The organism is Oceanitalea stevensii (genome assembly GCF_014837105.1).
Classification (GTDB): Bacteria; Actinomycetota; Actinomycetes; order Actinomycetales; family Actinomycetaceae; genus Oceanitalea; species Oceanitalea stevensii.
This window is the reverse complement of record NZ_JACSPO010000001.1, coordinates 208,334-235,300: the sequence shown is the minus strand read 5'-3', so window position 1 is coordinate 235,300 and position 26,967 is coordinate 208,334. Positions and strand designations below refer to the sequence as shown.

Genomic DNA, 26,967 nt, shown 5'->3' with positions numbered 1-26,967 from the left:
GACGGTAGTCGCGGGTGCGTGCCGTCGCGCGCCCGCAGCGCGGCGCGCGTGCGGCGCGCGGACCACGACGGCCGAGCGTCCCGCTCACTGCAGCACCCACCGCGGTCACGGACCGAGTCCCTCGGGGCACGGGCCCTCCTGGACGCTCTGGGTGGCCACGCGCCAGGTCCCCTCGTGCACGGTGAGCCGCACGACGAGATGGACCGGTTCGCCGTCGAGCTCGTAGACCACGGAGCCGTCGCTCTCCTCCAGGGCGCCCTCGATGTGGAGGCACACGCCGAGCGCGACACCGAACCCCGTGCCGTCCTCCTCCGGCACGAGGAGTGAGTGCAGCTCCGTGCCGAGCACCTCGGCGCGACCGTCCACCACCCGGCCGACCCCGGCGAGGGCGGTGGCCTCCGCCTCCAGGGCGTCGAGGACGTCACCGGTGGCCGTGGCGAAGAGCGTCTCGACCAGGTCGGGGTCGGTGAACCCCGTGCTCGCCGCGGCGTCGTACGCCGCACGGTGGTCGACGTAGGCCGCCTCGGCCTCCAGGACCAGGCCGTCGATCTCCTCCTCGGGCGGCATGCGTGCGGCGAGCTCCGGCGGCAGGGTCGGCCCCTCGGGACCGGCGGCGGTGTCCGGCTCTGGCTGCGGAGTCGTGGGCGGCTCGACGCTGAGGCTCGGGCTCGACGTCGGGGACGGCGGTTCCGACGGGGGCTCGGGTCCGGGACCGCACCCGGCGAGCACGAGCACGAGGGCGATGACCGTGACGGTGGCTGGGCGGACTCGCATGGGACCTCCTGCGGATCACGGCGGACAGACCGCCGGTGAGACCCAGGATGTCGCGGCCCGCCGACGCGCGTGGCCGCCGGAGCGCGGCCTGTGGACGACGCGAGCACGGGGGAGACCTGTGGACGACGCGTCGCTGCGTGGTCGCGGACCGGCCCGCAGGGCGGATGAGTCGGCCGGTACGCCGGGTTCTGTCCCGCGGCCCGTTGCCGGTCCGCGGTGGCGGCCATCCATCTACGACGTACGTTGCCGCACGCCTCCAGCGACCTACCCGCAGGCTCGGGCGAGCAGCCCTCAGGCGCCTGCTGTCTGGTCTTGCTCCGGGTGGGGTTTACCTAGCCGCACCGGTCACCCGGCACGCTGGTGGTCTCTTACACCACCCTTTCACCCTTACCGCCGCGGCCCGGAGGCTGCGACGGCGGTCTACTTTCTGTGGCACTGTCCCGCGGGTCACCCCGGGTGGGCGTTACCCACCACCCTGCTCTGCGGAGCCCGGACGTTCCTCGTCGCCCCGAGGGGCGCCGCGACCGCCTGGCCGACTCATCCGCCCGCCGAGTCTAGCCGACCTCGGTGCCCACCAGCTGCGCCGGGCAGCCCATGACGTGGACCTCGCCGCGTCCGCTCCACCGGCGCACGACGCTGATCGTGCCGGGCGCGATGCGGAACACGTCCCAGGCCTCGGTGGGTGCCTCGACGACCGTGCCGATGACCGCGGCGATGACGTCGGCGTGGGCGGCGACGACGACCGTGCAGCCGCCGCAGGTCTCGTCCAGCCGGGCCAGCGCCCGCTCGACGCGCACCGCGACCTCCGCGCGGGACTCGCCGGGCGCGGCGGCGGCGAAGTCGTCGTCGACGGTGGGGATGCCGAGGTCGGCGACCTCGCTGATGAGCTCGGCGGTCTGCTGGGCCCGCACGAGCGGGGAGGCGAGGAGCACGCTCGGACGGGCCAGGTGCGGCCACAGCGTGAAGCCGATCGTGTCGACGACGGCGGCCGCGGCACCCGCCAGCTCCATCCCCTCGTCGGTGAGCTCGGGGTCCTCCTCGCCGTCGCGCGGGGTCCAGCCCGGGCTGACGAGGACGAGGGTGATCGCGTCGGGGTCCGCGAGCGAGGGCGCCTCCGTGTCGACGTCGGGGACCGGCGGCTCCTCGTCGTCGTCGTCGTCGGAGGAGGCGGGGAGGCTCCCAGTAACAACTGAGCTGTCGGCGGGAAGGGGGTCTCCGGTCACAGCTGAGCTGTCGGCGGGAAGGGGGTCTCCGGTCACAGCTGAGCTGTCGACCGGACCTGCGCTCCCGGGTGGCGGTGCGCCGTCGGTGTGGTCGGTGGCGATGGTGCCGCGGGAGTCCATGACGGCGTTGGCGAGCGCGTCGGCGGCGCCGTTCTCGGCGCGCGGGACCCAGGTGTAGGTGACCTGTCCGGCGGGCAGGATGGCGCGGGCCTCGTCGGCGAGGCGCCGCATGTCGGCGTGCTTGATCTTCCAGCGGCCCGACATCTGCTCGACGACGAGCCGGGAGTCCATCCGGACCTCCACCTGCGCCGTCGGGTCGATCCGGGCGGCCGCCCGCAGGCCGGCGATGAGGCCGCTGTACTCGGCGACGTTGTTCGAGCACTCCCCGAGGTACTCGGCCCGCTCGGCGAGGACGGACTCGCCCTCGCGGACGAGCGCGCCGTAGCCCGCCGGGCCGGGGTTGCCACGGGAGCCGCCGTCGGCCTCGACGACGAGGACGCGACCGGAGGCGACCAGCCCCCGCTCGGCCGTGCCCTCCGCCGCGGTGGCGAGGGGCTCGGCGTCGAAGAGGCTGGCCTGGCTCACTTCGGTTCCATCCTCACGATGATGTAGCCGTAGTCCTCGTGCTGGACGACCTGCTCGGCGGGCGCCGCATGGATGGCGTCGAGCTCGGTGAGCGAGAAGTCGAGCTGGGTGCCCTCGGTCCGCGACCCGTAGAGCGCGACGGCCGCCAGGCCACCGGTGCGCTCCCGGACACGGTCGTACAGGGCGAGGAGACCGGCGTCGGTCCGCTCCGCGGCGGCGGCGCGCTCCCGGGCGACCGACTCGAGCTGGCCGTCGATGGTGCTCCACTCGGCGTCGCGGGCCGCGACGTGCCGGGCGATGTCCGCGGCGATGGCGGCCTCCTGCTCGCCGAGCTCGGCGAGGCGGGCCTCGGCCTCCTCCAGGCGCTCCATGACCTCCAGCTCGGTCTCCTCGAGGTCGCCCTGGCGGCGGGCGAGCTGCTCGAGCTCGGACTGCAGCGCCTGGGCCTCCTTGGCGGAGACGGCGCCGGAGTCGAGGCGCGCCTGGTGGCGGGTGGCGCGCTGGCGCACCTGCTCGACGTCGGACTCCGCCTTGGCGACCTCGCGGCGGATGTCACCGACGACGGTGCGCTCCTCCACCTGGGCGCTGCGCAGGTCCTCGAGCCGGCCCTCGAGCTCGGCGATCGTCTCGAGCACGGGCAGGCTGCGGCGCTGGTGGGCCAGCTTCGCGGCGCGCGTGTCGAGCGTCTGGATGTCGAGCAGTCGGCGCTGGTCGGCCACCGGGGCTGTGGTCACGGGGTGACTCCCTCGTTGTCGGTCGTGGTGCCATTGTCGGGGGCGCCGAGGCGCAGCGTCCACGGGTCTGTGACGATCGTGCTCACGTGGGTGCGGAGGGTCGCGCCGCTCTCGCGCGCGTCCTCCTCCAGCCGGGCCGCCGCGACGGGCAGCCAGGGCCACTCGCTGGCCCAGTGGGTCGCGTCGACGAGGTACGGCGGACCCGCCTCCAGCGCCTCGGAGGCGGGGTGGTGGCGCAGGTCGGCGGTGAGGTAGACGTCGGCGCCCAGCGAGCGCACGGTGCCGAGCAGCGAGTCGCCCGAGCCGCCGCACACGGCGACCCGGCTCACCTCGGCGTCGAGGTCCCCGGCCACGCGGATGCCCTGCGCGGTGGCGGGCAGGACGGCGGCGACGCGCTCGGCCAGGGCGCGCAGCGTCGTCGGCGTCGGCAGGGTGCCGATGCGGCCGATGCCCGTCCCCGCCGGGTGGGTGGCGTGCTCGACGACGGAGAAGGCGGGCTCCTCGTAGGGGTGGGCGGCGCGCAGTGCGGCGACGACGGCGGCGCGGCGCTCGCGCGGCAGGGTCATCTCGAGGCGGTCCTCGGCCACCTCGGCGACCTCCCCCCGCTCCCCGATCGTCGGGTTGGCGTCCGCGCCGGGGCGGAAGGTGCCCTGGCCGGCGACGGTGAAGGCGCAGCGGTCGTAGTCGCCGATGTCGCCGGCACCGGCCGCGGCGAGCGCGTCGAGCACGGCGGTGGTGTCCTCCCGCGGGACGAACACGGTGAGTGTGTCGAGCGCAGCGCCGCCGTGCGGGGTGAGCGGCTGGCGCTCGCGCAGGTCGAGGAGGTCGGCGAGCGCGTCGGCCACTCCCCCGGCGGCGGAGTCGGCGTTGGTGTGCGCGGTGTACAGCGCGCAGCCGGCGCGGACGAGGTCGTGGACCACCCGGCCCTTCGGCGTCGTCGCGGCCACCGAGGTGGTCCCGCGCAGGTAGAGGGGGTGGTGGGTGACGAGGAGGTCCACGCCGGCCGCGATCGCCTCCTCGGCCACCGCCTGGACGGGGTCGACGGCGAACATCACCGTCCGCACCGGTGCGTCCGGGTCACCGGCGACGAGCCCGACGGCGTCCCAGCCCTCCGCCGTCCGCGGCGGGTATCGCTGCTCGAGGAGGCCGACGACGTCGGCCACGGTCAGGGTGCTCGCCATCCGCCCAGGCTATCGGTGCCCGCCGACGTCCCCCGCCACGCGCCGTGGGCCGCGGCGACATGCCCGTTCGCCGGCACACCACGTGCCGTCCGGTGCCACCGGCCGCCGCGGACGGGCCACGGGGAGACGTGGCGCGGAGACGTTAGATTGCTCCGGCAGGTGGAGCAATCTAACGTCTCGCGCACACGTCCCTTTTCCGGCTGCGCAGCTGGGAAGTGAGGTGTCGGTCAGGCCAGCTGGACGTCGGCGAGGGTGATCTCCGTGCCGGCGAGCGCCTGGCTCACCGGGCAGGTCTCCTTGGCCTTGCGGGCGAGCTCGTCGAAGCTCCCGGCGTCGATGCCCTCGACGGTCCCGCGGACGGTGAGCTCGATGCCGGTGATGCCGGTACCGGCGACGAAGGTGACCGCGGCGCTCGTGTTGAGCTGCGTGGGCGGGGTGCCGTTCTCCTTGAGCATGTTGGAGAACTGCATGGCGTAGCAGGTCGCGTGGGCCGCGGCGATGAGCTCCTCCGGGGTGGTCGTCCCGCCCGGCTGCTCACCGCGGGACTGCCACGCGACGTCGAAGGTCGCCTTGCCGGAGGTCTCCAGGGTGGTGGTGCCGGAGCCGGTGAACAGCTCGCCCTTCCACTCGGTGCTCGCCTTGTTGACCACGGGGTTGGGCATGGGTCTCTCCTTCGCACACGGGGCGGCCCGGGGGCCGGCGGCGCCGGAACTGCGCCGACACCGCCATCCCACCACAGCGCCGCCACGAGCACATCGCAGGGGCGCCGGTAGCCTGGAGGCAACCCTCCACCCGCATCGAAGGAGAAGCATGCAGACGCGCACCCTGGGCCGTACCGGCCGTACCGTCTCGGCCGTCGGACTCGGCACCTGGCAACTCGGCGCGGACTGGGGGGACGTCGCAGAGGCCGACGCCCTCGCCGTCCTCGACGCCTCCGCGGAGGCCGGCGTCACCTTCTTCGACACGGCCGACGTCTACGGTGACGGCCGCAGCGAGTCGATCGTCGCCCAGTGGCGCCGCGCCAACCCCGGCACGGACGTCACGGTCGCGACGAAGATGGGCCGGCGCCTGCCGCAGGAGCCCGAGAACTACTCGATGGACAACTTCCGGGCGTGGACCGACCGCTCGCGCCGCAACCTCGGCGTCGACACCCTCGACCTCGTCCAGCTCCACTGCCCGCCCACCGCGGTGTACGGCATCGACCGCGTCTTCGACGACCTCGACACGCTCGTCGAGGACGGCGTCACCGCCTCCTACGGCGTGAGCGTGGAGAAGGTCGAGGAGGCGCTGGCCGCGATCGCGCGCCCGAACGTCGCGACCGTCCAGATCATCCTCAACGCCTTCCGCCTCAAGCCGCTGGAGCAGGTGCTGCCGGCGGCCCGCGAGGCCGGCGTCGGGATCATCGCCCGGGTGCCGCTCGCCAGCGGCCTCCTGTCCGGCCGCTACACCCCCGAGACGACCTTCGCGGAGAACGACCACCGCAGCTTCAACCGCCACGGCGAGGCCTTCGACGTCGGTGAGACCTTCTCCGGCGTCGACTTCGAGACGGGCGTGCGCGCCGCCACCGAGTTCGCCTCGGTCGCCCGCCTCCTCGTCCCGCAGGCGACGACGGCGCAGGTGGCGCTCGCCTGGGCCGCCTCCCAGGACGGCGTCTCCTCCGTCATCCCCGGTGCGCGCAACCCCGAGCAGGCCCGGGCCAACGCCGCGGCCGGCTCCCTGGAGCTGCCCGCCGAGCTCGACGACGTGGTCCGCACGATCTACGACCGCGACCTGCGGGAGTCCATCCACCCGCGCTGGTGAGCCACCCGGCGCCCCGACCCGCCACCGGTGGCGGTCGGGCGCCGTCGTGCTCCAGCCGTGGTCAGCGCTCGTGTGCGGAGTCCGGGTCCTCCGGCGCCCGCTCGCGGAAGTGGACGACCAGCTCCTTGGACCTCACGACGCGGAGCGCGGTCACGAGGACGATGCCGCCGACGACGTTGAACACCACGGTGTAGCCGAACCACGCGAGCCAGTCGAGGAAGGCGATGTCCGCCCCCGCGTGGATGGCGCCGAAGATCAGCAGCGAGTCCAGGATCGAGTGGAAGAGCTGCAGCCCGGCGAGCAGGAAGCCGCTGGTGAGGCCCGCGACGACCCGGACGATGTCGGAGTCCGTGCCCTTCTGCATGCGGGTCATCAACGTCATGGTGCTGCCACCGAGCACCGCGAGGCAGACGGTCTGCAGCGTGAAGGGCGCGTCGACGAAGTGCCGGGCGGACTCCTCGAGCGTGCCCCACCACTGCGGGAAGGCCTGCACGACGATCCACATGAAGGCCCAGCCGCCGACGAGGTTGGCCAGCAGCGTCCCCACCCACAGCTTGACGAGCTGCCAGAAGCTCGCCTGGCGCGTCACCAGCCCCATGACCGGCACGAGGAAGTCCTCGGTGAACAGCTCGCTGTGCGCGAGGAGCACGGCGATGAAGCCGGCACCGAAGGCGAGCCCGGCGAGGAGGTGGTTGTCGGTCTCGTGGAGCACGGCGAGGAAGGCCATGACTCCCAGGCCCACCTCCATCCCGCCGAACAGCCCGGTGATGAGGACCGAGCGGATCGTGCGGTGCAACCGCTGGGCGCCCTCGTCCATCACCTTGTCGAAGGCGTCCTTGAGCTCCTGCTCCACGGGGAAGTCGCTCTCGCCGAGCTCTCGGCGTCGTTCCTCGCTCATCCGCTCTCCCTGACGTGTCGGTTGCACCTCTCGGCCTGGACACGGTGGCACGTCACCCGCCGGCGCGCCTTCGCGGGCGTGCCGGCGGCCGGTCGCTGTGCCACCGTGGTCGCCCCGACGGAACGGAGGAACCATGGCACTGTCCCAGGGCGACCGCGTCTCGTGGAACACGCCGCAGGGGGTCACCCACGGCGTCGTCGTCGACACCCGCACGAAGGACTTCCAGCTGGCGGGCCAGCACTTCACCGCCAGCGAGGACGAGCCGATGCACATCGTCGAGTCCGAGAAGAGCGAGAAGCGGGCCGCGCACCGGCCCGAGGCCCTGACGAAGGAGGGCTGAGCCGTGGCCACCCCACCCAAGGGCGTCCAGCAGGCCGCCGCCAGGGCCGTCCGCTGGATCGAGGAGGGCAGGGCGGGCAAGGGCTTCACCGAGGTCGGGCGCGGCCGCGCCTACCAGCTCGCGCGCGGTGAGGACGTGAGCGAGGAGGACCTCGCAAAGATGCACGCCTACTTCGCCCGGCACGTCGTCGACCGCGACGCCCCCGGCTTCCGCGGCAACACGCCCGGCTTCCCCTCCCCCGGACGCGTGGCCTGGGACGCGTGGGGCGGTGACGCCGGACGGCGCTGGGCGGACCGCCTGGCCGGCTGAGCGGGCGGTCTCAGCCGCCGGGCAGGGTGCCGTAGCTGTTGGCGTACGCCTTCCCGGGCTTGGGACGGGTGAACTTCAGGGCCGACCACGTGTCGTCGACGCGCAGGCAGGTGCTCTCGACGAGGCCCAGGTCGTAGCCGATGGCGATGACCGACCTGATCGTGAGGTCGGTGCCCAGCCGCCCACCCTTGGGCCACGACACCCACAGCGTGGCGCCCGGGGCCAGCCGGTCGCGCAGCGGCGGGAAGGCCGCGCGCATCTCGTCCTGGCGGGTGACGAAGAGGTGGGCGTAGTCGAGGTCGCCGCCCTGGGCGTGGTCGAGCTCGGGGAGGTCGAGTGCGGCGAGCGCCGCTTCCGGCGCCCCGACGACGTGCGCGCGGGATCCCGCTCGCACACCCATCTTCTCCGCCACCGTGCGGGTCATGACCAGAGGCTAGTCCTGCCGGTCTCGCCGTCGCTCTACTCCACCTCGGTGAGCGTCCCGTCGGTGACCGAGTAGACGAAGCCGCGGACCTGGTCCTTGTGCGGGACGAAGGGGTTCGCGGCGATCCGGGCGAGGGACTGGCGCACGTCCTCGGCGGGGTCGCGGAAGGACTCGGGCGACCACGGCGGGCGGATGCCCGTGTCGGCCTCGATCTGGGCCTTGAGCTCGTCGTCGGTGAAGGTGAGCATGCCGCAGTCGGTGTGGTGGATGAGGATGATCTCCCGGGTCCCGAGGAGCCGCTGGCTGATGACGAGCGAGCGGACCTCGTCCTCGGTGACGACCCCTCCGGCGTTGCGGATGACGTGGGCGTCACCCTCCTCCAGCCCGAGCAGGCCGAAGGGGTTGAGCCGCGCGTCCATGCAGGCGACGACGGCGACGTGACGCGCCGGCGGCATCGGCAGGTCGCCCTTGGTGAAGCCGGCGGCGTAGGCCTCGGCGTTGCGGAGGAGCTCGTCGGTGACGCTCATGGTGCGGCCTCTCGGTGGCTGGGCACGTCTCGCGGCCGGCCTGGCCGCTGCGCCCATCCTCGTCCCTGCCCTCACCGGCCCGGTCTCGTCCGCGGGGACGTCTCGCATCCTGGTCCGCCCGGCCTCCCCGTCCCACGGCTCGGGCCGCACGGCCGGCTCGACGGGGACGTGGCGGACGTCATGCCCCACCGACGACAACCGGATACCCCTGGGGGTATATCGTCGTCACATGACCACTTCCTCCCCCACCCGGATCGTCGTCGTGGGCGGCGTCGCCGGCGGCATGAGCTGCGCCGCCCGCGCGCGCCGGCTCGACGAGAGCGCGGAGATCATCGTCCTCGAGCGCGGGGAGCACGTCTCCTTCGCCAGCTGCGGTCTGCCCTACTACGTGGGCGGCGAGATCGCCGAGGCCGACGACCTCCTCGTCCAGACACCCGAGCGGCTGCGCGCGGCTCTCGACCTCGACGTGCGCCCCGGCCACGAGGTCGTCGGGCTCGACGCCGACGCGCGCGAGGTCGTCGTGCGCACCGCCCGCGGCGAGGAGCGCATCGGCTACGACGCGCTCGTCCTGTCCCCCGGCGCCCGTGCCGTCCGTCCCCCGCTGCCCGGCCTCGACTCCCCGCGCGTGCGCACCCTGCGCACCGTCGACGACGCCGTCGCCCTGCGCAGGCAGGTCGACGGGGGCGCCTGCCGCGCCGTCGTCCTCGGAGCCGGCTTCATCGGCGTCGAGGCCGCCGAGGCGCTCGCCGCGCAGGGCCTGGACACCACGCTCGTCGAGCTCGCACCGCACGTCCTGCCGCCGCTCGAGCCGGAGCTCGCGTGGCTGGCCACCGAGGAGCTGCGCCGGCTCGGGATCACCGTCCACGCCGGGACCGGCGCCCAGGAGGTCGTCCCCGGCGCTGAGCACGACGTCGTCGTCCTCACCGACGGCACCCGTCTGGAGGCCGACCTCGTCGTCCTGTCGGTCGGCGTCCGCCCCGACACCGCGACCTTCGAGCGCGCCGGTGTGGCCACCGAGCGCGGCGCTGTCGTCGTCGACGAGCACGGCCGCACGTCCCTGCCCGGCGTGTGGGCCGTCGGTGACGCGACCGTGAGCACCGACCCGGTCACGGGTGTGCGCCGCCCGGTGGCCCTGGCCGGACCCGCCAACCGGGCCGGCCGCCTCGTCGCCGACCACATCCTGCGCCCGCACACGGCCCGCCCGGTCCCCCAGCCGCTCGGCACGGCGATCGTCCGCGTCGGCGGGCTGACGGCGGCGATGACGGGAGCCAACCGCGCGGCCCTCGACGGTGCCGGGATCACCTACCGCACCCTCCACCTGCACCCGAACCAGCACGCCGGCTACTTCCCCGGCGCCGACCAGATCCACCTCGTCGTCCACGTCCGCGAGGAGGACGGCCTCCTGCTCGGCGCGCAGGCGGTGGGCACCGACGGCGCCGACAAGCGCATCGACGTCCTCGCCACCGCGATCCGCCACCGCGCGGAGGTGGCCGACCTCATCGACCTCGACCTCGCCTACTCCCCGCCCTACGGGCAGGCCAAGGACGCGGTCAACCTCGTCGGCATGGTCGGCGCGAACGTCCTGGACGGCACGCTGCGGCTGTGGGACGCCCGCGACGTCGACGACGTCCTCGCCGGCTCGCTCGTCCTCGACGTCCGCAGCGCGGGCGAGGTCGCGACCGGCATGCTGCCCGGCGCCCTCCACGTCCCGCACACCGAGCTGCGCGGGCGCCTCGACGAGGTCCGGGAGGCCGCGGCCGGCCGCCCGGTGCGCGTCATGTGCGCCTCGGGCGTGCGCTCCGCCATCGCCCACCGCGTCCTGGCGCAGGCCGGGTTCGACTCCGCGTCGCTGTCCGGCGGCACACTCACCCTGCGCGCCGTCCTCGGCGAGCGTGCCCGCACGCTCCTCGCCCCCCGCGTCCACCAGCCCGCCTGAGCAGAGGGAGACCACCCGTGAAGACCCCCGACGACGCCGCCCGGCGCCGTGTCCTCAACCGCCTCCGTCGTGCGCGCGGCCAGCTCGACGGCGTCATCGCCGCCGTCGACGGCCAGTCGGACTGCCGTGACGTCCTCACCCAGCTCGCTGCGGTCACCCACGCGCTCAACCGCGCCGGCTTCGCCATCGTCGCCACGGCGATGGAGGAGTGCCTCGTGGACCCCGACAGCACGCAGGAGCGCGAGGGCCTCACCACCGGCGAGCTCGAGAAGCTCTTCCTGTCCCTCGCCTGACCACCACCACCCAAAGGAGAACCCCCGATGTGCCGACCGGTGACCTGCACGACCTGCCAGAAGACGACCTGGGCCGGCTGCGGCGAGCACGTGGACGACGTCATGCGTGACGTGCCGCCCGCCGAGCGCTGCCAGGGCCACGAGAAGGCCGACAGCGGCCTCCTCGCCCGCCTCCTCGGCCGCTGAACGACGACGGGCCGAGGCCACCCCGCGCGGTGGCCACGGCCCGCTCGTGCGCTCAGGTGTTCGCCCACGCCATCTCGACGTCGAGCACCCAGGTGACCCCGAAGCGGTCGGTGAGCATGCCGTACAGCGGCGCCCACGGGGACGGCGCGAGGGGCACGACGACGGTGGCGTCGGCGGCCAGCGCCTCCCAGTAGCCGCGGACCTCCTCGGCGTCGGTGCCGCGCACCGAGACGTAGAACGGGACGGTGCCCGGGTCCCACGCGTCCATGGACGGGACGTCGTAGACCATGACGCGCACGCCGGCCGTGGAGACGAGCTGGCCCCAGCTGATGTTGCCCTCCTCCCCCGCCGGGACGGGGCGGCCGGTGTCGGCGTGCGTGACGGTGACGACCTCGCCGCCGAAGACGGTCCGGTAGTGCTCGAGCGCCTCGCGCGCCTGGCCGCGGAAGTTGAGGTGGGGGGTGACGGCGACGGTCATGGTGACTCCTTCTGGTGTGTCGAGTCCCCGCTGCGGGGACGTCGCCCACGCTGTCACCTGTAGCGGTCAGATCGTGTCCTCCGCCTCCCCTACCGTGGAGGCATGACGACGCCGACGTCCCGGCTGCTCCAGCTGCTGTCCCTCCTCCAGACGAGACGGGACTGGCCCGGGCAGCACCTGGCCGAGCGCCTGGGGGTGAGCCCGCGAACCGTGCGCCGCGACGTCGAGCGCCTGCGCGAGCTCGGCTACAGGGTCACGGCCGTCATGGGCCCCGACGGCGGGTACCGGCTCGAGGCGGGCTCCGAGCTGCCGCCCCTGCTCTTCGACGACGACCAGGCCGTCGCGCTCGCCGTCGCGCTGCGCACCGCCTCGGCAGGCGGCGTCGCCGCCGACGACGCCGCGTCGCGGGCCCTGGCGACGGTGCGCCAGCTCATGCCGGCAGCCCTGCGCCACCGGGTCGACGCCGTCGACGTCACCGCCCTCGGCCGCCCGGCCGGCGCGCCCGCCGTCGCCCCGGCCGTGCTCGTGGCCGTCAGCGCCGCCGCCCACCGCCACGAGGTGCTGCGCTTCGACTACGGCGCGGGCGACGACGACCGGCCCCCGCGCCGTGCCGAGCCGCACCACGTGGTGAGCTCCGCGGGGCGCTGGTACCTCGTCGCGTGGGACCTCGACCGGGAGGACTGGCGCACCTACCGGCTCGACAGGCTCCGTCCACGGACGCGGACGGGCGTGCCCTTCACGCCGCGGCCACTGCCCGGCGGGGACGTCACGACCTTTCTGACGGGGACCTTCCGCGGTGCGGTCGGCGGCAGCGACTGGCGCTGCCGCGGGGAGGCCACCCTCGCCCTCCCGGCGCAGGAGGTCGCCCCCTTCATCGGCGCCGGCACGGTGGTCGCGCTGGACGACGGCCGCTGCCGGGTGTCGGTCGGCTCGTGGTCGTGGACCGCAGTAGCCGCCTCGCTCGGTCGCTTCGACACCGACGTCGACGACGTCGCCCCCGCCGAGCTGCGCGAGGCGTGCGCCCTCCTCGCCGGGAGGTACGCCCACGCGGGTCGGCGCTGACGGCGGCTGGACGGCGACGCGCCGTGGTCGTGGGCGGGCGCTCGAGTGGCACCGCGACGTGCCGCTCGGCAGTACTGTGTGCGCAGTCTGTGACCACGGCTGGACCTGCGCGTTCCGGTGGAGCGCGCCCGGGCGCACGTTCGCCCGGCCGAACATCCGGAACTCACGTGACAGGGACGTGCCCGACCTCGACCACAGGTCGGTGCAGACCCACCCCTTGTCTGCTCCAGCCCGAGGAACCAGTCATGACGACGACCCTTCCCCTGCCCCCTCGACCCGACACGCTCGTGACATCGCTGGCACCGCCGGCAGCGCACCCCCGAGCGGGCAGGCTCCGCACCTTCGGCCGCGCCCCGAGGGTCGTGGCCCTCGACATCGCCCGCGGGATCGCGGTGCTCGGGATGGCGGCCGCGCACACCGCGGCCCTCCCGGGTGAGCTGCGCTGGGACGCCCCCTCCACGTGGGTGGAGCTCGTCAACGGACGCTCCTCGATCCTGTTCGCCCTGCTGGCGGGCATCTCGATCGCGATCATGACCGGCCGCACCCGCGTCCCGACCGGTGCCGCGCTGGCGCACGCGCGCCTGCGACTGGTCGCGCGCGGCCTGGTGATCTTCGTGGTCGGCCTCGTCCTGGAGCTCCTCGGCACGAGCATCGCGGTGATCCTCACGTTCTACGGAGCCGTGTACGCGGTCGCGATCCTGTTCGTCGGCATGCGCGTGTCCAGCGTCCTGGTCTGGGCCGCGAGCCTGGCCGTCGCCGGACCCGCCCTGGTCGGCGGGCTCATGGCCCTCGCACCGTCGTCGTTCGGGAGTGGGATCACCTTCGTCCTCGAGGGCACCTACTCCATCGTCGTGTGGACCGCGCTCATGCTTGCCGGGCTCGCCCTCGGCCGGCTCGACGTCACGCGGAGGAGGACCGCCGCCCTCGCCCTGGCGGCAGGGGTCGTGCTGTCCACGGTCGGCTACACCGTCGGCGGGTTCTGGGGTGAGGACCAGTACGGGGACGACAGCAGCTGGTTCTCGTCGGGGAGCGAGTCGGCTGTCCTCGACGAGTGGTACGAGCCCGAGGTGGTCCCCGGTGACGAGGCGGACCTCACCGGCCTGGTGTGCGAGGACTACGGCGACGGGTACCTCTCCTGCTACCCGGAGGACGACTACACCGACGTCGCAGGTGACGAGCTCGCCTTCGAGGAGGACGGCAGCGGGTGGGCGACCTATGCCGACGCAGTCGCCTCCGCTGACGTCGGCGGGACCATGCGGAGCGCGTTCCTCTCGAGCAGCCCGCACTCCGGCGGGACGATGGAGATCCTCGGTTCGGGCGGGCTCGCCCTCGCACTCGTCGGCCTCCTGCTCCTCACGGGCGAGGCGTTGCGGTACGTCCTCCTGCCGGTCGCCGCGGTCGGGACGATGCCGCTGACGGCGTACACGGCCCACGTCGTCGCCATCTGGGCGGTGACGGGGCCCGGCGGATGGAGCCAGCCGCCGCTCCTGTTCTGGTCCCTCGCCGCCGGTCTGCTCCTCGGGTGCACGGTCTGGGCCCTCCTGGTCGGGAGGGGGCCCCTGGAGCGTCTCACCGCGCGGGTGTCGGCCCGGCTGGCGCCTCGCCCCGTGACGGTGGGCCCGGCCGGCCTCGAACCGACGACCTCCGCGGTGTAAACGCGGCGCTCTGACCAACTGAGCTACAGGCCCCACGCAGCCGAGCGGCTGCGTGGGCAAGCGTACTGGTCAGGGCCGCTCGTCCGTGCCGAAGCCCTCGCGCGCGCTGCGCTCCTCCAGCGTCTCGGTCTCCTGGAAGAGGGTGATCTGCAGCCCGGCCGGTGCCTCCAGGCGGGAGTTCACCGACCGCCACGGCGTCATCACCGGCTCGGCCACCACCCGTCCGCCGGCCGCGGAGAGCTCGGCCGTCGCGGCCGGTGAGTCGTCCACCTCGAAGGCGAGGCGGATTCCCGGGCTGGGTTCCGTCACGCCCTCGACGCGGTCGATCTCCCGCTTGTGTGCGGGCGAGGCGATCTCGAGCGTCGCCCGGCCGGCGTCGAGGATGGCGACGCGGTCGTCCTCGCCCTCGGCGTACGCCGCCTGCTCGTCCATGCCGAGGACGTCCCGGAAGAACCGGACCGCCTCGTCGTAGTCCTCCGCCTCGACGACGACCCGTAGCTGCCTGACCCGCTGGTGTGCCATGTCGGCATCATGCCCTGTCACCGACGGCGGCGGGCGGGACCCGGCCGTCGGCGAGCGTGCTGCCCCGGGTGCGCGCCGACGGCGGTGGGCGGGACCCGGCCGTCGGCGAGCGTGCTGCCCCGGGTGCGCGCCGACGGCGGTGGGCCGGATCCGGCTGTCGGCGAGCGTGCTGCCCCGGGTGCGCGGCGACGGCGGTGGGCCGGATCCGGCTGTCGGCGAGCGTGCTGCCCGCCCGGTCGCCGACGGCGGTGGGCGGGATCCGACTGTCGGCGAGCGCGCTACCCCGCGAGCGCGGCGACGGCGGCGCGGTAGTCGGCGACGGACCGCGCCACCCCGGCGGGCGAGCGCACGGACCAGGCCACGGCACCGTCGTCGTCGAGGAGGAAGGTGGCCCGCTGCGGGGCGCCGGACGCGTCGTCGAGCACGCCGAAGGCGCGCGCGGCCTGCCCGTGCGGCCAGAAGTCCGACAGCAGCGGGAAGGTCACGCCCTCCTGCTCCCCCCACGCGCGCAGGGTGAAGACGGGGTCGCAGGTGACGGCGACGACGTCCGCGCCGCCGACCGGCTCCTCGACGAGCGCGCGCAGCTCACCGCCGCACACCCGCGAGAACGCGAAGGGGAGGAAGACGACGAGCTGGGGTCGCGGGCGCACACCGCCGACACGCACGGGCGTGCCGTGCGTGTCGGGCAGCTCGAGGACTGGCGCCCGGTCAGCGACCGCGACCACGGGCGAGCAGACGCAGCCCGTTCCAGTCGGCCCCGGCGCCGACGGAACCGGTCGGCTGGAGGCCGGCCGTGCGTGCGGCGTCCTCCACGACGGCGGGCCCGACGTGGCCACCACGGCCCGGCTTGGGGGTGAGGACGACGATCGTCCCGGCGTCGTCCAGGTTGTCGAGGGCGTCGACGAGGAGGTCGGTGAGGTCGCTCTCGTCACCGTCGTCCTCGCGCCACCAGATGATGGCGCCGTCGACGACGTCGGAGTACTCCTCGTCCACGAGGTCCGTCCCCGTGACGTCCGAGACGGCCGAGCGGACCGCCTCGTCGACGTCGGTGTCGTACCCGAACTCCTGAATCTCCTGCCCGGGGTTGAAGCCGAACCGGCTGCCGGCATCAGGGCCAGCGGTCGCTGCCACGTGTACTCCCACTCTCATCTCGGTGGCGCTCGATCGCGCCGATCCACCCCACCGGACGTGGGGACGGGCACAACGCTACTGCCGCGACGTTCCCAATCCCAGACGAACCGCCCCGCGTCGCGTCAGCGCCTGTTGCGAAGGTCATAGCAGTGCACGCCCCAGGCAATGGTTTCGACTGCCACCGGGCGCCAGAATGGGCCTAGTCTGGTTGATACCGAGCACCAGCCACGCGCGTCGGCGCGCCGACGCCTGAGGGAAAGAGGACGTGTGAGTCCACAGGACGGATCTGGACCGCTCATCGACGGTCTGCTGAGCCAGGTCAGGGACATCGACACTGCTGAGACCCAGGAGTGGCTCGAGTCCCTCGACGGGCTCATCGACGAGCGTGGCGGCCCCCGCGCCCGGTACATGCTGCTCAACCTGCTGCGTCGCGCGCGTCAGCGCAACGTGGCCGTGCCGGCCCCGATGACCACCCCCTACGTCAACACCATCGGCGTCCACGAGGAGCCGTACTTCCCGGGCGACGAGGCCGCCGAGCGCAAGTACCGCGGCTGGATCCGCTGGAACGCCGCCGTCATGGTCACCCGCGCCCAGCGTCCCGGCGTCGCCGTCGGAGGCCACATCTCCTCCTACGCCTCGATCGCCACGCTCTACGAGGTGGGCCTCAACCACTTCTTCCGCGGCAAGGACCACCCCGGCGGCGGCGACCAGATCTTCTTCCAGGGCCACTCCGCGCCGGGCAACTACGCCCGCGCCTACCTCGAGGGCCGCCTGAGCGAGGACGACCTCGACGGCTTCCGCCAGGAGCACTCGCACCCCGGCGGCGGACTGCCCTCCTACCCGCACCCGCGCCTCATGAAGGACTTCTGGGAGTTCCCCACGGTGTCCATGGGGCTGGGTCCGGCCGAGGCCATCCACCAGGCCTTCACCAACCGCTACGTCCACGAGCGCGGGATCAAGGACACCTCCCAGCAGCACGTGTGGGCCTTCCTCGGCGACGGCGAGATGGACGAGCCCGAGTCGCGCGGCATGCTCCAGCTCGCCGCCCAGCAGGGCCTGGACAACCTCACCTTCGTCGTCAACTGCAACCTGCAGCGCCTGGACGGACCGGTCCGTGGCAACGGCAAGATCGTCCAGGAGCTCGAGGCCTTCTTCCGCGGCGCCGGCTGGAACGTCATCAAGGTCCTGTGGGGCCGCGAGTGGGACTCCCTGCTCAACGCCGACAAGGACCGCGCGCTGGTCAACCTCATGAACCAGACGCTCGACGGCGACTACCAGACCTACAAGGCGAACGACGGCGCCTACGTCCGTGAGCACTTCTTCGGCCGCGACCCGCGGACCAAGGAGCTCGTCAAGGACATGACGGACGACGAGATCTGGGCGCTCAAGCGCGGCGGCCACGACTACCGCAAGATCTACGCCGCCTACAAGGCCGCCATGGACCACACCGGGCAGCCCACGGTCATCCTCGCGCAGACGGTCAAGGGCTACGGCCTGGGCCCGAGCTTCGCTGGTCGCAACTCCACGCACCAGATGAAGAAGATGAAGACGACGGACCTCAAGATGCTCCGGGACGCCCTGCGCATCCCGATCCCCGACGAGCAGCTCGAGGACCCGTACAACGCGCCGTACTACCGCCCCGAGGACGACGACCCGGCGCTGCAGTACATGCTCGAGCGCCGCAAGGCGCTGGGCGGCTTCGTCCCCGAGCGCCGCGGCGACAAGGGCACCCTGCCCCTGCCCGACGACAAGCCCTACGAGGTGCTCAAGAGCGGCTCGGGCAAGCAGGAGGTCGCCTCGACCATGGCCTTCGTCCGGCTCCTCAAGGAGCTGATGAAGGACAAGCAGATCGGCAACCGCATCGTGCCGATCATCCCGGACGAGGCCCGCACCTTCGGCCTGGACGCCATCTTCCCGACCGCGAAGATCTTCAACACCCACGGCCAGAACTACACCGCCGTGGACGCCGACCTCATGCTCTCCTACAAGGAGTCCGAGACCGGCCAGATCATGCACATGGGCATCAACGAGGCGGGCTCGGCCGCGGTCTTCCAGACCGTCGGCACGTCCTACGCCACCCTCGGCGAGCCGCTCGTCCCGGTCTACATCTTCTACTCGATGTTCGGCTTCCAGCGCACCGGCGACGCCTTCTGGGCCGCCGGGGACCAGCTGGCCCGCGGCTTCGTCATCGGCGCCACCGCCGGGCGGACCACGCTGGCCGGTGAGGGCCTGCAGCACATGGACGGGCACTCCCTCGTGCTCGCCCAGACGAACCCCGCGTTCGTCAACTACGACCCGGCCTACGCCTACGAGATCCGCCACATCGTCCGCGACGGCCTGCAGCGCATGTACGGCGCCGACGACCCGCGCGACCCCAACGTCATGTACTACCTCACGGTGTACAACGAGCCGATGGTCCAGCCGGCCGAGCCGGAGGACGTCGACGTCGAGGGCATCCTCAAGGGCATCCACCAGATCGTCCCCTCCGAGGGTGACGGTCCGTGGGTCCAGCTCATGGCGTCCGGCGTGGGTGTCCCGTGGGCGATGCACGCCCGCGAGATCCTCGCCGAGGACTGGGGCGTGCGCGCCGGCGTGTGGTCGGTGACGAGCTGGGGCGAGCTGCGCCGCCAGGCCCTCCAGGTCGAGCGCCAGCGGCTGCTCGAGCCGGGCGGCGACCACGGCGAGGCCTACGTCACGACCAAGCTGCGTGACGCCGGCGGCCCGTACATCGCCTCGAGCGACTGGGACCACATGGTCCCGGACATGATCCGCCAGTGGGTGCCGGGCGACTACCACGTCCTCGGCGCGGACGGCTTCGGCTACTCCGACACCCGCCCGGCAGCCCGCCGCCAGTTCCTCATCGACTCCCACTCCATGGTGGTCAAGGCGCTGCAGGCCCTCGCGGCCCAGGGCACGATCGACGCCGACATCCCGCGTCAGGCGGCCGAGCGCTACCGCCTGTCCGACGTCAACGCCGGTGAGTCCGGCACCGCGGGCGGCGACTCCTAGGTCCCCCGCACCACACAAGGAAGCGCCGAGCGCTGAGTTGTTCCTGGAACAGCTCAGCGCTCGGCGCTTCTCTGGGTCCCCGCACATACGCCGAGAGCTGGATCCCGCCCGGGCGGGATCCAGCTCTCGGCGTATGCGGGTCGGTTACTCGGCCATGCTCATGACGACGCGGCCGTCGATCCGGCCCTCCTCCATCTCGGCGAAGATCTCGTTGATCTCCGCCATGGGCCGCATTGTGTAGGTGGGGCTGATCTTGCCGCGGGCGAAGAAGTCCAGCGCCTCGGCCATGTCCTTGCGGGTCCCGACGATCGAGCCGCGCACCGTGAGGCCGAAGAGCACGGTGGTGAAGATGTCGAGCGGGAACTGCTCCGGCGGCAGGCCCACGAGGGACACCGTGCCGCCCCGGCGCAGCGCCCCGACGGCCTGGGGGAAGGCGTGGGCGTTGACGGCGGTGACGAGGGCGCCGTGCACACCCCCGGTCGCGGCCTTGATCTCCGCGGCCGGGTCCGCGCTCGTGCGGGCGTTGACGACGACCTCCGCCCCGTGGCGGCGGGCGAGCTCGAGCTTGCTGTCGTCGACGTCGACCGCGGCGACGCGCAGCCCCATGGCGACGGCGTACTGGACGGCGATGTGGCCGAGCCCGCCGATCCCGGAGACCAGCACCCACTCGCCGGGCTTGGTGTCGGTGACCTTGAGGCCCTTGTAGACGGTGACCCCGGCGCAGAGGATCGGCGCGGCGGCGGCCGGGTCCACGCCGTCGGGGATGACGGGGCAGTACCGGGAGTCGACGAGCATGTACTGGCCGAAGGAGCCGTCGACGGAGTAGCCGCTGTTCTGCTGGGACTCGCACAGCGTCTCCCAGCCGGTCTGGCAGTACTCGCACTCGCCGCAGGCGCTGGCGAGCCACGCGTTGCCGACGGTGTCCCCGACCTTGACGCGCTCGACGCGGTCGCCGACGGCGACGACGGTCCCCACGCCCTCGTGGCCGGGGATGAACGGGGCGACGGGCTTGACCGGCCAGTCGCCGTGGGCGGCGTGGAGGTCGGTGTGGCACACGCCGGTGTAGTCGACCTTCACCAGCGCCTCGTAGGGGCCGGGGGTGGGGACGGGGACGTCCGCGATGGTCAGCGGCCGGCCGAGCTCGGGGACGACGGCGGCGCGCATCGTGTCTGGCATGGATCCTCCTCGGGTGGCCGAGGGCCGGGGGTGATGACCCTCGGGGTGTGCACCGGATGTGGTGATGCCACCAGTCAAGCAGCACGGGAGGTGGCACAGGAGGGACCGATGTCCCGCCGCGTCGCCCCTCCCATGCACGCCGAGAGCCGGATTCCTCCAGCCCCACCCCTAACGCCGAGAGCCGGATTCCTCCAGGGAGGAATCCGGCTCTCGGCGTTAGGGGTGGGGGGCGGTGCGTCCGCCTGTCAGAGGCGCTCGGCGGCCGCGACGCGGGGCTCGAGCTCGGTGACGACGGCGCGGGTCTCGGCGTCGTCGCGGGACTTGAGCTCCTCGAGGTGGCGGCGCGCGTCGAGCGGGCGCTCGGCGTCCAGCGCGGCGAGCACGATCTGCCGGCCGGCCTCGGGGACGTGGTCGCGCGGGGACCACTGGCCCACGCCGAGGCCCAGGCCGTCGCCCGGCAGCTCCGCCTCGCGGAGCGTGCGGACGCCCTCGGCGAGCGCGAGACCGGTGTGCTCCCGCTCGCAGGCGGCGTTGAGACGGCGCATCGCCCCCTCGTGGTCGTCGTGGAGGGACAGGCGGGCGAGCTCGATGAGCGGGTACCAGGCCCGCGGGCTGCCGGCGAGCTCCTCGGCGAGCGCCCAGATGGCGACGTCGGCGCCGATGTGGTGCTCCGCCCGCTCGTGCTCGGCGATGAGCGGGTCGACCGGCTCCACCGAGTCGGCGCGGCGGCGGACGAGCTCGGCGAGCTCCCGGAACGCCTGGATGTCGTTGGGGTCGTCCACCAGCTTGGCGCGCAGGGTGGCCTCCTGTGGGAGGTCCTCGCTGCGGGCAGCGGTGGTGGCCTGCCGGGTACCCGGCCGCCGCATCGGGCTGCGCCGGGTGAGCAGCGCCTTCAGTCGCGCGAGAAGAGCCATGTCCTCGACCCTACTGGCGAATGCCTCTCCCCTCACGCCGACGGCGTCACCGGCGGCCACATCGGCCACCGTTTCTCACCAGCCGGGCGCTCTTGTCGGCTTCCCACAAGCGCTCCCCTATGCTCTGGCCCATGGTCCCTGGCAGCACCTCCGCCGACGCGCACGACAGCTCCGACGTCGTCCGTCGTCTCCGCGGCGGGACCGACCTGCTCACCTCGGCGGCGCTCAAGCGCCTCGACGCCGAGATCCCCTGGTACCGCGAGCTCGCCGCCGAGGACCGCTCGTGGATCGGGCTCGTCGCCCAGTCCGGCATCGCGGCCTTCATCACCTGGTACGAGAGCTCCTCGGCGGCCACCTACAACGCGGCCGAGATCTTCCGGGCGGCGCCGCCGGAGCTCACCCGCTCCATCTCCCTGCAGCACACGCTCCAGCTCGTGCGGCTCGTCGTCGAGGTCGTCGAGGACAACGCCGTCCAGCTCGCCGCCCCGGGCCAGCAGCGCGACCTGCGCGACGCCGTCCTGCGCTACTCCCGCGAGGTCGCCTTCTCCGCCGCGGAGGTCTACGCCCGCGCGGCCGAGGCGCGCGGCGCCTGGGACGCCCGGCTCGAGGCGCTCGTCGTCGACTCCCTCGTGCGCGGGGACACCGACGCGTCCCTCCGCTCGCGCGCCTCCGCGCTCGGGTGGTCGGGCACCGGCTCGACCGTCGTCCTCGTCGGCACCACCCGCGGCCCGCTCGACGAGCGCAGCACCGCCGAGCTGCGCCGTGCCTGCCGCCGCGCCGCCCACGACGCGCTCGTCGGCATCCAGGGCGACCGGCTCGTCGTCGTCCTCGGCGGCGAGGAGCTGCGCGCCGCCGCCGACTCCCTCATGCCGCGCCTGCGCCCGGGCACCGTCGTCATCGGCCCGCAGGTGGCCGACATCGCCGACGCCGGACGCTCGGCCCGCGCCGCCCTCGCCGGCCTCATCGCCGCCCCCGCGTGGCCGGACGCGCCCGAGCTCGTCGAGGCCGACGAGCTGCTGCCCGAACGCCTCGTCAACGGCGACCCGCTCGCGCGGCGCACGCTCATCACCGAGATCTACCGGCCCCTCGCCACCTCGGGCGGCCCGCTCCTGGAGACCCTGGGCGAGTACCTCGCCCAGGGCCGCTCCCTCGAGGCCGCCGCCCGGGCGCTGTACGTCCACCCCAACACCGTCCGCTACCGTCTGCGCCGCATCTCCCAGGTGGTCGGCTGGGACGCGACGGTCCCCCGCGAGGCCTTCGTCCTCCAGGTGGCGCTCGTCGTCGGCCGGCTCTCCGCGGGGGCGGGTGACCACTCGGGCGTGTGACCGGCGTCGCACCCCGACGACGCCGGAGCCCCGGGTTTGTGGACACTCCACAAGGCCTCGGAAACGAGTTGGTAGGCGTCGTAGGCGTGGACGGGCGTCGTTTTGTTGGCAGAGTGGAATCCGTGCTTGCCATCCTCTGCCCCGGTCAGGGCGCCCAGGCCCCCGGCATGCTCAGCCCCTGGCTCGAGCTGCCCGCTCTCGACGCGTCCCTCGAGGCCTTCAGCGACGCCGCCCAGGTGGACCTGCGCCAGCTCGGCACCCAGGCCGACGCCGAGACGATCCGGGACACGCAGTACGCGCAGCCGCTCATCGTCGCCGCGTCCCTGCTCTCGCTGCAGGCCCTGCTCGGTGAGGACACCGGCGCCGTCGGCGTCACCGCGGGCCACTCCGTCGGCGAGCTCGCCGCCGCGGCCGTCGCCGGGACGCTGAGCGCCGCCGACGCGCTCACGCTCGTCGGGGTGCGCGGACGGGCGATGGCCGCGGCCGCCGCCGTCACGCCCACCGGGATGAGCGCCGTCGTCGGCGGGGACCCCGCGGAGGTCGAGGCGACGCTCGCCGCCCACGGGCTCACCGCCGCCAACGTCAACGGCGGCGGGCAGGTCGTCGCCGCGGGCACGCTCGAGCAGCTCACCGCGCTCGCCGACGCGCCGCCCGCCAAGGCCCGCGTCGTCCCGCTCCAGGTGGCCGGCGCCTTCCACACCGAGCACATGGCCCCCGCCGTCGAGCAGGTCCGCGCGGCCGCCGCGGCGATCGCGCCGGCCGAGCCGAGCGCCACCCTCCTGTCCAACGCCGACGGCGCCGCCGTCACCTCCGGCGACGACGCCCTCGAGCGCATCGTCGCGCAGGTCGCCCGGCCCGTCCGCTGGGACCTGTGCTGCCGGACCATGCTCGACCTCGGCGTCACCGCCGTCATCGAGCTCGCGCCCGCCGGTGTCCTCACCGGCCTGGCCCGACGTACGCTGCCCGGCGTGCAGACCCTCGCCCTGAAGTCCCCCGACCAGATCGACGCGGCCCGCGAGCTGGTGCGCGAGCACGGAGGCTCCCGATGACCCGTCCCACCCTGCGCTCGGCGCAGCCCACCACCTACTCGCGCATCCTCGGCATCGGCGGTGTACGCGGCGAGAACGTCGTGCCCAACGACGACATCGTCGGGCCCATCGACAGCTCCGACGAGTGGATCCAGCAGCGCACGGGGATCATCGAGCGTCGCCGGGCCACCGAGGAGCAGACCATCGCGGCGATGACCGAGGAGGCCGCCCGCAAGGCGCTGGCCGCCGCGGGCATCGAGGGCTCCCAGCTCGGTGCCGTCATCGTCGCCACCGTCACCCACCTCGAGCAGACGCCCGCGCTGGCGACGATCATCGCCGACCGCATCGGCGCGACCCCGGCCGCGGCCTACGACATCTCCGCCGCGTGCGCCGGGTACTGCTACGGCATCGCCCAGGCCGACGCGCTCGTGCGCGCCGGCACCGCCGAGTACGTGCTCGTCGTCGGCGCGGAGCGCATGTCGGACTTCATCGACCCGACCGACCGGACGATCTCCTTCATCCTCGGCGACGGCGCGGGCGCCGCCGTCGTCGGCCCGTCCGACACCCCGGGCATCGGCCCCACGGTGTGGGGCTCCGACGGCGGTCAGGCCGACGCGATCTACCAGACCCACTCCTGGCTCACCTTCCGCGACGGCACCGACACCTCGTGGCCGACGCTGCGCCAGAAGGGCCCCACGGTGTTCAAGTGGGCGAGCTTCGAGATGGCGAAGGTGGCCAAGGAGGCCATCGAGGCCGCGGGGCTGCGCCCGGAGGACATCGAGGTGTTCATCCCCCACCAGGCCAACATGCGCATCATCGACCAGCTCGCCAAGCAGCTCGGGCTGCCCGAGACCGTGGTCATCGCGCGTGACATCGCCCAGACCGGCAACACCTCCGCCGCCTCCATCCCCCTCGCGACCGAGCGGCTGCAGCGGGAGGGTGCGGTGGAGTCCGGCGCGCTGGCCCTGCAGATCGGCTTCGGCGCCGGTCTCGCCTACGCCGCCCAGGTGGTGGCCCTGCCGTGACGGGCGCGTCGCCCGGAGCGACGAGCACGTCGTAGACCACACTGTTTCTCGACCAACCCACACCGAATTGGAGCAACGCGCATGGCTTACAGCGAGCAGGAGATCCTGGCTGGACTGGCGGAGATCGTCAACGAGGAGACCGGCCTTCCGGTCGACGCGGTCCTCCCGGAGAAGTCCTTCACCGACGACCTCGACATCGACTCCCTGTCGATGATGACGATCGTGACGCTGGCCGAGGAGAAGTTCGAGGTCCGCATCCCCGACGAGGAGGTCGCCAACCTCGCGACCGTCCAGGACGCCGTCTCCTTCATCCAGGGCGCCCAGAACGCCTGACCGAGTCGATCGGGGCGGCGCTGCCGCCCGGGTCGTCCCCCACCCCCGCCACACCCGAGGAGCTGTCATGGCCACCCCCACCGTCGTCGTCACCGGGCTCGGAGCCACCACGCCGCTGGGCGGCGACGTGCCCTCCACCTGGGCCGGTGCGCTCGCCGGACGCTCGGGTGTGCGCACCCTCGAGAACGACTGGTCCGAGCGCTACGAGATCCCGGTGACCTTCGCCGGCCAGCTCGCCGTGCCCGCCGCCGACGTCCTGGCGCGCAACGAGACCCGCAAGATGGACCCCAGCGCCCAGTACGCCGTCATCGCCACGCGCGAGGCCTGGGCCGACGCCGGCGCTCCCGAGGTCGAGCCGGAGCGCCTGGGCGCCGTCGTCTCCTCCGGGATCGGTGGCGTGTGGACGCTGCTCGACGCCTGGGACACCGTCAAGGAGCGCGGCGCACGTCGCGTCATGCCGCTCACCGTGCCCATGCTCATGCCCAACTCCCCCGCCGGGTACGTCTCCCTCGAGGTCGGCGCCCGCGCCGGGGCCCACGCCCCCGTGTCCGCCTGCGCCTCGGGCGCGGAGGCGATCGCCATGGGCGTGGAGATGATCCGCTCGGGCCGCGCCGACGTCGTCGTCGCCGGCGGCACCGAGGCCGCGATCCACCCGATGCCGCTCGCCGCCTTCGCGAAGATGCAGGCGCTGTCCACGCGCAACGACGACCCCGCGGGCGCCTCGCGGCCCTACGACACCACCCGTGACGGCTTCGTCATGGGCGAGGGCGCCGGGATCGTCGTCCTGGAGAGCGCCGAGCACGCCGCCGCCCGCGGCGCGCGCGTGTACGCCGAGATCTGCGGCGTCGGCATGACGTCCGACGCGTACGCCATCGCCCCGCCCGACCCCACCGGCGCCGGGCAGGAGCGCGCCATGCGCCTCGCGCTGGAGGACGCCGGGGTCACCGGCCGCGACGTGGTCCACGTCAACGCCCACGCGACGTCCACCCCCGTCGGTGACGGCATCGAGGCCGCCGCGATCCGCCGCGGCCTGGGCTCGGACGCCGACCACGTGACCATCTCAGCGACGAAGTCGATGACCGGCCACCTCCTCGGCGGCGCCGGTGCGCTGGAGACGATCTTCACCGTCCTCGCGATCAAGGAGCGCACCGCTCCCCCGACGATCAACGTCACCGAGATGGACGCGGACCTCGAGATCGACCTCGTCCGCGACACGCCCCGCGAGCTGCCCTCGGGCGACGTCGTCGGCGTCAACAACGCCTTCGGCTTCGGCGGCCACAACGTCGCCCTGGCCCTGCGCAACGCCTGACGCGGCGGGCGCCCCGCGCCGGCGCCCCCCTTCTTCGCCCAGTACGCACAAACGGTCACTCCGGCTCCCGTCGCAGGGAGCCAGGGTGACCGTTCGTGCGTACTCGCGCGTCGAGAGGGTGGCGGGAGTCAGCCGACCCGGTGGAGCCAGCGGACCGGGGCGCCGGCGCCGGCGTAGCGGAAGGGCTCGAGCTCGTCGTCCCATGCCTGACCGAGCGCGAGGTTCATCTCGTGCCGCATGCGGGCGGGGTCGGCGGCGAACTCCAGCGCCGCGCGGATGCGGTCCTCGGGGACGACGACGTTGCCGTGGGCGTCGGTCTGGGCGTGGAAGATCCCCAGCTCGGGGGTGTGGGACCAGCGGCCGCCGTCGATGCCGGGCGCGGGGTCCTCGGTGATCTCGTAGCGCAGGTGCGTCCAGCCGCGCAGCGCCGAGGCGAGACGTGCCCCGGTGCCCACGGGCCCGGCCCACGAGTACTCGGCGCGGAAGAGTCCGGGCGCGGCAGGCTGCTCCGTCCACTCCAGGGTGACGCGTCCGTCGAGGACCGTCCCCGCCGCCCACTCGATGTGCGGGCACAGCGCACGGGGCGCAGAGTGCACGAAAATGACACCGCGGGTGCTGGCACCACTCATGTCGACCCTCCTGGTTCCGGTTGAGGTACGTCTTCCCCTACGACCTCAGGGCTGGAACCAGTGGCTCTCCACGATCACGGCGTGACGGGCTCATCATGCCACAACCGGCGCGGGGGGGGGGGCCCCCCCCGAGACCACCTGGAGGAACACGTGACGCAGAC

General features: G+C 73.5%; 29 protein-coding genes, 1 tRNA gene and 1 other RNA gene. 14 read left to right on the top strand and 17 right to left on the bottom strand.

The features are described from left to right. Positions 1–105: 105 nt before the first annotated feature. The 6 genes from H9624_RS01100 to H9624_RS01075 all read right to left on the bottom strand — a co-directional run bounded on the left by H9624_RS01100 (position 106) and on the right by H9624_RS01075 (position 5,159). Positions 106–774, bottom strand: coding sequence for a hypothetical protein (locus H9624_RS01100; RefSeq protein WP_251838063.1), 669 nt, complete (start codon positions 772–774; stop codon positions 106–108). 161 nt (positions 775–935) lie between these two features. Beyond that, positions 936–1,314, bottom strand: an RNA gene (gene rnpB, locus H9624_RS01095) — RNase P RNA component class A. Positions 1,315–1,328: 14 nt separating this feature from the next. Further along, positions 1,329–2,513: a histidine phosphatase family protein gene (locus H9624_RS01090; protein WP_251838964.1), complete on the bottom strand. Its 1,185-nt coding sequence runs from the start codon at positions 2,511–2,513 to the stop codon at positions 1,329–1,331. 65 nt (positions 2,514–2,578) lie between these two features. Further along, on the bottom strand, positions 2,579–3,316 hold the full coding sequence (locus tag H9624_RS01085; protein WP_251838062.1) for a zinc ribbon domain-containing protein: 738 nt from the start codon (positions 3,314–3,316) through the stop codon (positions 2,579–2,581). Then, the gene (locus H9624_RS01080; protein WP_251838061.1) at positions 3,313–4,497 is read right to left on the bottom strand and encodes a Nif3-like dinuclear metal center hexameric protein; all 1,185 of its coding nucleotides are present in this window, start codon (positions 4,495–4,497) and stop codon (positions 3,313–3,315) included. The genes H9624_RS01085 and H9624_RS01080 overlap by 4 nt, the downstream gene beginning before the upstream one ends. 227 nt (positions 4,498–4,724) lie before the next feature. Continuing rightward, positions 4,725–5,159 (bottom strand): OsmC family peroxiredoxin, encoded by a 435-nt coding sequence (locus tag H9624_RS01075; RefSeq protein ID WP_251838060.1) that lies wholly within the window; start codon positions 5,157–5,159, stop codon positions 4,725–4,727. A gap of 148 nt (positions 5,160–5,307) precedes the next feature. Between H9624_RS01075 and H9624_RS01070 the strand changes: the two genes are divergently transcribed. Next, positions 5,308–6,297 (top strand): aldo/keto reductase, encoded by a 990-nt coding sequence (locus H9624_RS01070; protein ID WP_251838059.1) that lies wholly within the window; start codon positions 5,308–5,310, stop codon positions 6,295–6,297. 61 nt (positions 6,298–6,358) lie between these two features. On the opposite strand, the gene H9624_RS01065 is transcribed toward H9624_RS01070, so the two are convergent. Continuing rightward, positions 6,359–7,195, bottom strand: coding sequence for a formate/nitrite transporter family protein (locus tag H9624_RS01065; protein WP_251838058.1), 837 nt, complete (start codon positions 7,193–7,195; stop codon positions 6,359–6,361). Between the two features lie 133 nt (positions 7,196–7,328). Between H9624_RS01065 and H9624_RS01060 the strand changes: the two genes are divergently transcribed. Together H9624_RS01060 and H9624_RS01055 are read left to right on the top strand one after the other, a co-directional pair. Continuing rightward, on the top strand, positions 7,329–7,535 hold the full coding sequence (locus H9624_RS01060) for a hypervirulence associated TUDOR domain-containing protein (RefSeq protein WP_251838057.1): 207 nt from the start codon (positions 7,329–7,331) through the stop codon (positions 7,533–7,535). A 3-nt stretch (positions 7,536–7,538) separates the two neighbouring features. Next, on the top strand, positions 7,539–7,844 hold the full coding sequence (locus H9624_RS01055) for a hypothetical protein (RefSeq protein WP_251838056.1): 306 nt from the start codon (positions 7,539–7,541) through the stop codon (positions 7,842–7,844). 10 nt (positions 7,845–7,854) lie between these two features. Here H9624_RS01055 and H9624_RS01050 read toward each other — a convergent pair whose 3' ends face one another. Together H9624_RS01050 and H9624_RS01045 are read right to left on the bottom strand one after the other, a co-directional pair. Continuing rightward, positions 7,855–8,268: a hypothetical protein gene (locus tag H9624_RS01050; RefSeq protein ID WP_251838055.1), complete on the bottom strand. Its 414-nt coding sequence runs from the start codon at positions 8,266–8,268 to the stop codon at positions 7,855–7,857. A gap of 35 nt (positions 8,269–8,303) precedes the next feature. Next, a complete protein-coding gene (locus H9624_RS01045) occupies positions 8,304–8,795 on the bottom strand; it encodes a beta-class carbonic anhydrase (protein ID WP_251838054.1) in 492 nt (163 codons plus the stop codon). Positions 8,796–9,024: 229 nt separating this feature from the next. Between H9624_RS01045 and H9624_RS01040 the strand changes: the two genes are divergently transcribed. Genes H9624_RS01040 through H9624_RS01030 form a run of 3 tightly spaced genes read left to right on the top strand, consistent with a single transcriptional unit; the run spans position 9,025 to position 11,210 of the window. Further along, on the top strand, positions 9,025–10,731 hold the full coding sequence (locus tag H9624_RS01040; protein ID WP_251838053.1) for an FAD-dependent oxidoreductase: 1,707 nt from the start codon (positions 9,025–9,027) through the stop codon (positions 10,729–10,731). Between the two features lie 17 nt (positions 10,732–10,748). Next, positions 10,749–11,024, top strand: a complete 276-nt coding sequence (locus H9624_RS01035) for a metal-sensitive transcriptional regulator (protein ID WP_251838052.1) — start codon at positions 10,749–10,751, stop codon at positions 11,022–11,024. Between the two features lie 27 nt (positions 11,025–11,051). Beyond that, on the top strand, positions 11,052–11,210 hold the full coding sequence (locus H9624_RS01030) for a DUF8730 family Cys-rich protein (protein ID WP_504740224.1): 159 nt from the start codon (positions 11,052–11,054) through the stop codon (positions 11,208–11,210). 52 nt (positions 11,211–11,262) lie between these two features. Here H9624_RS01030 and H9624_RS01025 read toward each other — a convergent pair whose 3' ends face one another. Beyond that, positions 11,263–11,688 (bottom strand): VOC family protein, encoded by a 426-nt coding sequence (locus H9624_RS01025; RefSeq protein WP_251838051.1) that lies wholly within the window; start codon positions 11,686–11,688, stop codon positions 11,263–11,265. A 102-nt stretch (positions 11,689–11,790) separates the two neighbouring features. Here H9624_RS01025 and H9624_RS01020 point away from each other — a divergent pair, with 102 nt between their 5' ends. Further along, positions 11,791–12,750: a helix-turn-helix transcriptional regulator gene (locus H9624_RS01020; RefSeq protein ID WP_251838050.1), complete on the top strand. Its 960-nt coding sequence runs from the start codon at positions 11,791–11,793 to the stop codon at positions 12,748–12,750. Positions 12,751–12,995: 245 nt separating this feature from the next. Next, positions 12,996–14,405, top strand: coding sequence for a heparan-alpha-glucosaminide N-acetyltransferase domain-containing protein (locus tag H9624_RS17025; protein ID WP_372435116.1), 1,410 nt, complete (start codon positions 12,996–12,998; stop codon positions 14,403–14,405). Here the strand turns inward: H9624_RS17025 and H9624_RS01015 are convergent. The 4 genes from H9624_RS01015 to H9624_RS01000 all read right to left on the bottom strand — a co-directional run bounded on the left by H9624_RS01015 (position 14,365) and on the right by H9624_RS01000 (position 16,076). Then, positions 14,365–14,438: transfer RNA gene (locus H9624_RS01015), tRNA-Val, on the bottom strand. The two genes, H9624_RS17025 and H9624_RS01015, sit on opposite strands and share 41 nt — an antisense overlap. 36 nt (positions 14,439–14,474) lie before the next feature. After that, positions 14,475–14,927, bottom strand: a complete 453-nt coding sequence (locus H9624_RS01010) for a VOC family protein (protein WP_251838049.1) — start codon at positions 14,925–14,927, stop codon at positions 14,475–14,477. Between the two features lie 278 nt (positions 14,928–15,205). Further along, positions 15,206–15,652, bottom strand: coding sequence for a redoxin domain-containing protein (locus tag H9624_RS01005; protein ID WP_251838048.1), 447 nt, complete (start codon positions 15,650–15,652; stop codon positions 15,206–15,208). After that, a complete protein-coding gene (locus H9624_RS01000; RefSeq protein ID WP_286010648.1) occupies positions 15,636–16,076 on the bottom strand; it encodes a DUF3052 domain-containing protein in 441 nt (146 codons plus the stop codon). The genes H9624_RS01005 and H9624_RS01000 overlap by 17 nt, the downstream gene beginning before the upstream one ends. A 249-nt stretch (positions 16,077–16,325) precedes the next feature. On the opposite strand from H9624_RS01000, the gene aceE reads away from it, so the two are divergent. Further along, a complete protein-coding gene (gene aceE / locus H9624_RS00995) occupies positions 16,326–19,067 on the top strand; it encodes a pyruvate dehydrogenase (acetyl-transferring), homodimeric type (protein ID WP_251838046.1) in 2,742 nt (913 codons plus the stop codon). 144 nt (positions 19,068–19,211) lie between these two features. Here aceE and adhP read toward each other — a convergent pair whose 3' ends face one another. Both adhP and H9624_RS00985 read right to left on the bottom strand, forming a co-directional pair. Continuing rightward, entirely contained in the window at positions 19,212–20,243 is a 1,032-nt protein-coding gene (gene adhP, locus H9624_RS00990) for an alcohol dehydrogenase AdhP (RefSeq protein WP_504740223.1), read from the bottom strand. A gap of 245 nt (positions 20,244–20,488) precedes the next feature. After that, positions 20,489–21,157 carry a hypothetical protein gene (locus tag H9624_RS00985; RefSeq protein ID WP_251838045.1) on the bottom strand — a complete coding sequence of 223 codons (669 nt, stop codon included), beginning with the start codon at positions 21,155–21,157 and terminating at the stop codon, positions 20,489–20,491. A gap of 131 nt (positions 21,158–21,288) precedes the next feature. On the opposite strand from H9624_RS00985, the gene H9624_RS00980 reads away from it, so the two are divergent. The 5 genes from H9624_RS00980 (at position 21,289) to fabF (ending at position 26,177) form a co-directional block, all read left to right on the top strand. Beyond that, positions 21,289–22,482 (top strand): PucR family transcriptional regulator, encoded by a 1,194-nt coding sequence (locus H9624_RS00980; RefSeq protein WP_251838044.1) that lies wholly within the window; start codon positions 21,289–21,291, stop codon positions 22,480–22,482. A gap of 122 nt (positions 22,483–22,604) precedes the next feature. Then, on the top strand, positions 22,605–23,531 hold the full coding sequence (locus tag H9624_RS00975; RefSeq protein WP_251838043.1) for an ACP S-malonyltransferase: 927 nt from the start codon (positions 22,605–22,607) through the stop codon (positions 23,529–23,531). Continuing rightward, a complete protein-coding gene (locus tag H9624_RS00970; RefSeq protein WP_251838042.1) occupies positions 23,528–24,535 on the top strand; it encodes a beta-ketoacyl-ACP synthase III in 1,008 nt (335 codons plus the stop codon). The genes H9624_RS00975 and H9624_RS00970 overlap by 4 nt, the downstream gene beginning before the upstream one ends. An 81-nt stretch (positions 24,536–24,616) precedes the next feature. Beyond that, on the top strand, positions 24,617–24,868 hold the full coding sequence (locus tag H9624_RS00965; protein ID WP_152191752.1) for an acyl carrier protein: 252 nt from the start codon (positions 24,617–24,619) through the stop codon (positions 24,866–24,868). 67 nt (positions 24,869–24,935) lie between these two features. Further along, a complete protein-coding gene (gene fabF, locus H9624_RS00960; protein ID WP_251838041.1) occupies positions 24,936–26,177 on the top strand; it encodes a beta-ketoacyl-ACP synthase II in 1,242 nt (413 codons plus the stop codon). A 128-nt stretch (positions 26,178–26,305) separates the two neighbouring features. Here the strand turns inward: fabF and H9624_RS00955 are convergent, their stop codons facing one another. Then, complete coding sequence (locus H9624_RS00955) at positions 26,306–26,806, bottom strand: DUF3145 domain-containing protein (protein ID WP_251838040.1); 501 nt, start codon at positions 26,804–26,806, stop codon at positions 26,306–26,308. Between the last annotated feature and the right edge of the window lie 161 nt (positions 26,807–26,967).

Bases quoted from the DNA above. Each gene is read 5' to 3' on its own strand.
- H9624_RS01100 (WP_251838063.1), bottom strand. From the start codon at position 774: ATGCGAGTCCGCCCAGCCACCGTCACGGTCATCGCCCTCGTGCTCGTG.
- H9624_RS01080 (WP_251838061.1), bottom strand. From the start codon at position 4,497: ATGGCGAGCACCCTGACCGTGGCCGACGTCGTCGGCCTCCTCGAGCAG.
- H9624_RS01075 (WP_251838060.1), bottom strand. From the start codon at position 5,159: ATGCCCAACCCCGTGGTCAACAAGGCGAGCACCGAGTGGAAGGGCGAG.
- H9624_RS01070 (WP_251838059.1), top strand. From the start codon at position 5,308: ATGCAGACGCGCACCCTGGGCCGTACCGGCCGTACCGTCTCGGCCGTC.
- H9624_RS01065 (WP_251838058.1), bottom strand. From the start codon at position 7,195: ATGAGCGAGGAACGACGCCGAGAGCTCGGCGAGAGCGACTTCCCCGTG.
- H9624_RS01060 (WP_251838057.1), top strand. From the start codon at position 7,329: ATGGCACTGTCCCAGGGCGACCGCGTCTCGTGGAACACGCCGCAGGGG.
- H9624_RS01050 (WP_251838055.1), bottom strand. From the start codon at position 8,268: ATGACCCGCACGGTGGCGGAGAAGATGGGTGTGCGAGCGGGATCCCGC.
- H9624_RS01045 (WP_251838054.1), bottom strand. From the start codon at position 8,795: ATGAGCGTCACCGACGAGCTCCTCCGCAACGCCGAGGCCTACGCCGCC.
- H9624_RS01040 (WP_251838053.1), top strand. From the start codon at position 9,025: ATGACCACTTCCTCCCCCACCCGGATCGTCGTCGTGGGCGGCGTCGCC.
- H9624_RS01030 (WP_504740224.1), top strand. From the start codon at position 11,052: ATGTGCCGACCGGTGACCTGCACGACCTGCCAGAAGACGACCTGGGCC.
- H9624_RS01025 (WP_251838051.1), bottom strand. From the start codon at position 11,688: ATGACCGTCGCCGTCACCCCCCACCTCAACTTCCGCGGCCAGGCGCGC.
- H9624_RS01020 (WP_251838050.1), top strand. From the start codon at position 11,791: ATGACGACGCCGACGTCCCGGCTGCTCCAGCTGCTGTCCCTCCTCCAG.
- H9624_RS17025 (WP_372435116.1), top strand. From the start codon at position 12,996: ATGACGACGACCCTTCCCCTGCCCCCTCGACCCGACACGCTCGTGACA.
- H9624_RS01010 (WP_251838049.1), bottom strand. From the start codon at position 14,927: ATGGCACACCAGCGGGTCAGGCAGCTACGGGTCGTCGTCGAGGCGGAG.
- H9624_RS01000 (WP_286010648.1), bottom strand. From the start codon at position 16,076: ATGAGAGTGGGAGTACACGTGGCAGCGACCGCTGGCCCTGATGCCGGC.
- adhP (WP_504740223.1), bottom strand. From the start codon at position 20,243: ATGCCAGACACGATGCGCGCCGCCGTCGTCCCCGAGCTCGGCCGGCCG.
- H9624_RS00985 (WP_251838045.1), bottom strand. From the start codon at position 21,157: ATGGCTCTTCTCGCGCGACTGAAGGCGCTGCTCACCCGGCGCAGCCCG.
- H9624_RS00980 (WP_251838044.1), top strand. From the start codon at position 21,289: ATGGTCCCTGGCAGCACCTCCGCCGACGCGCACGACAGCTCCGACGTC.
- H9624_RS00970 (WP_251838042.1), top strand. From the start codon at position 23,528: ATGACCCGTCCCACCCTGCGCTCGGCGCAGCCCACCACCTACTCGCGC.
- H9624_RS00965 (WP_152191752.1), top strand. From the start codon at position 24,617: ATGGCTTACAGCGAGCAGGAGATCCTGGCTGGACTGGCGGAGATCGTC.
- fabF (WP_251838041.1), top strand. From the start codon at position 24,936: ATGGCCACCCCCACCGTCGTCGTCACCGGGCTCGGAGCCACCACGCCG.
- H9624_RS00955 (WP_251838040.1), bottom strand. From the start codon at position 26,806: ATGAGTGGTGCCAGCACCCGCGGTGTCATTTTCGTGCACTCTGCGCCC.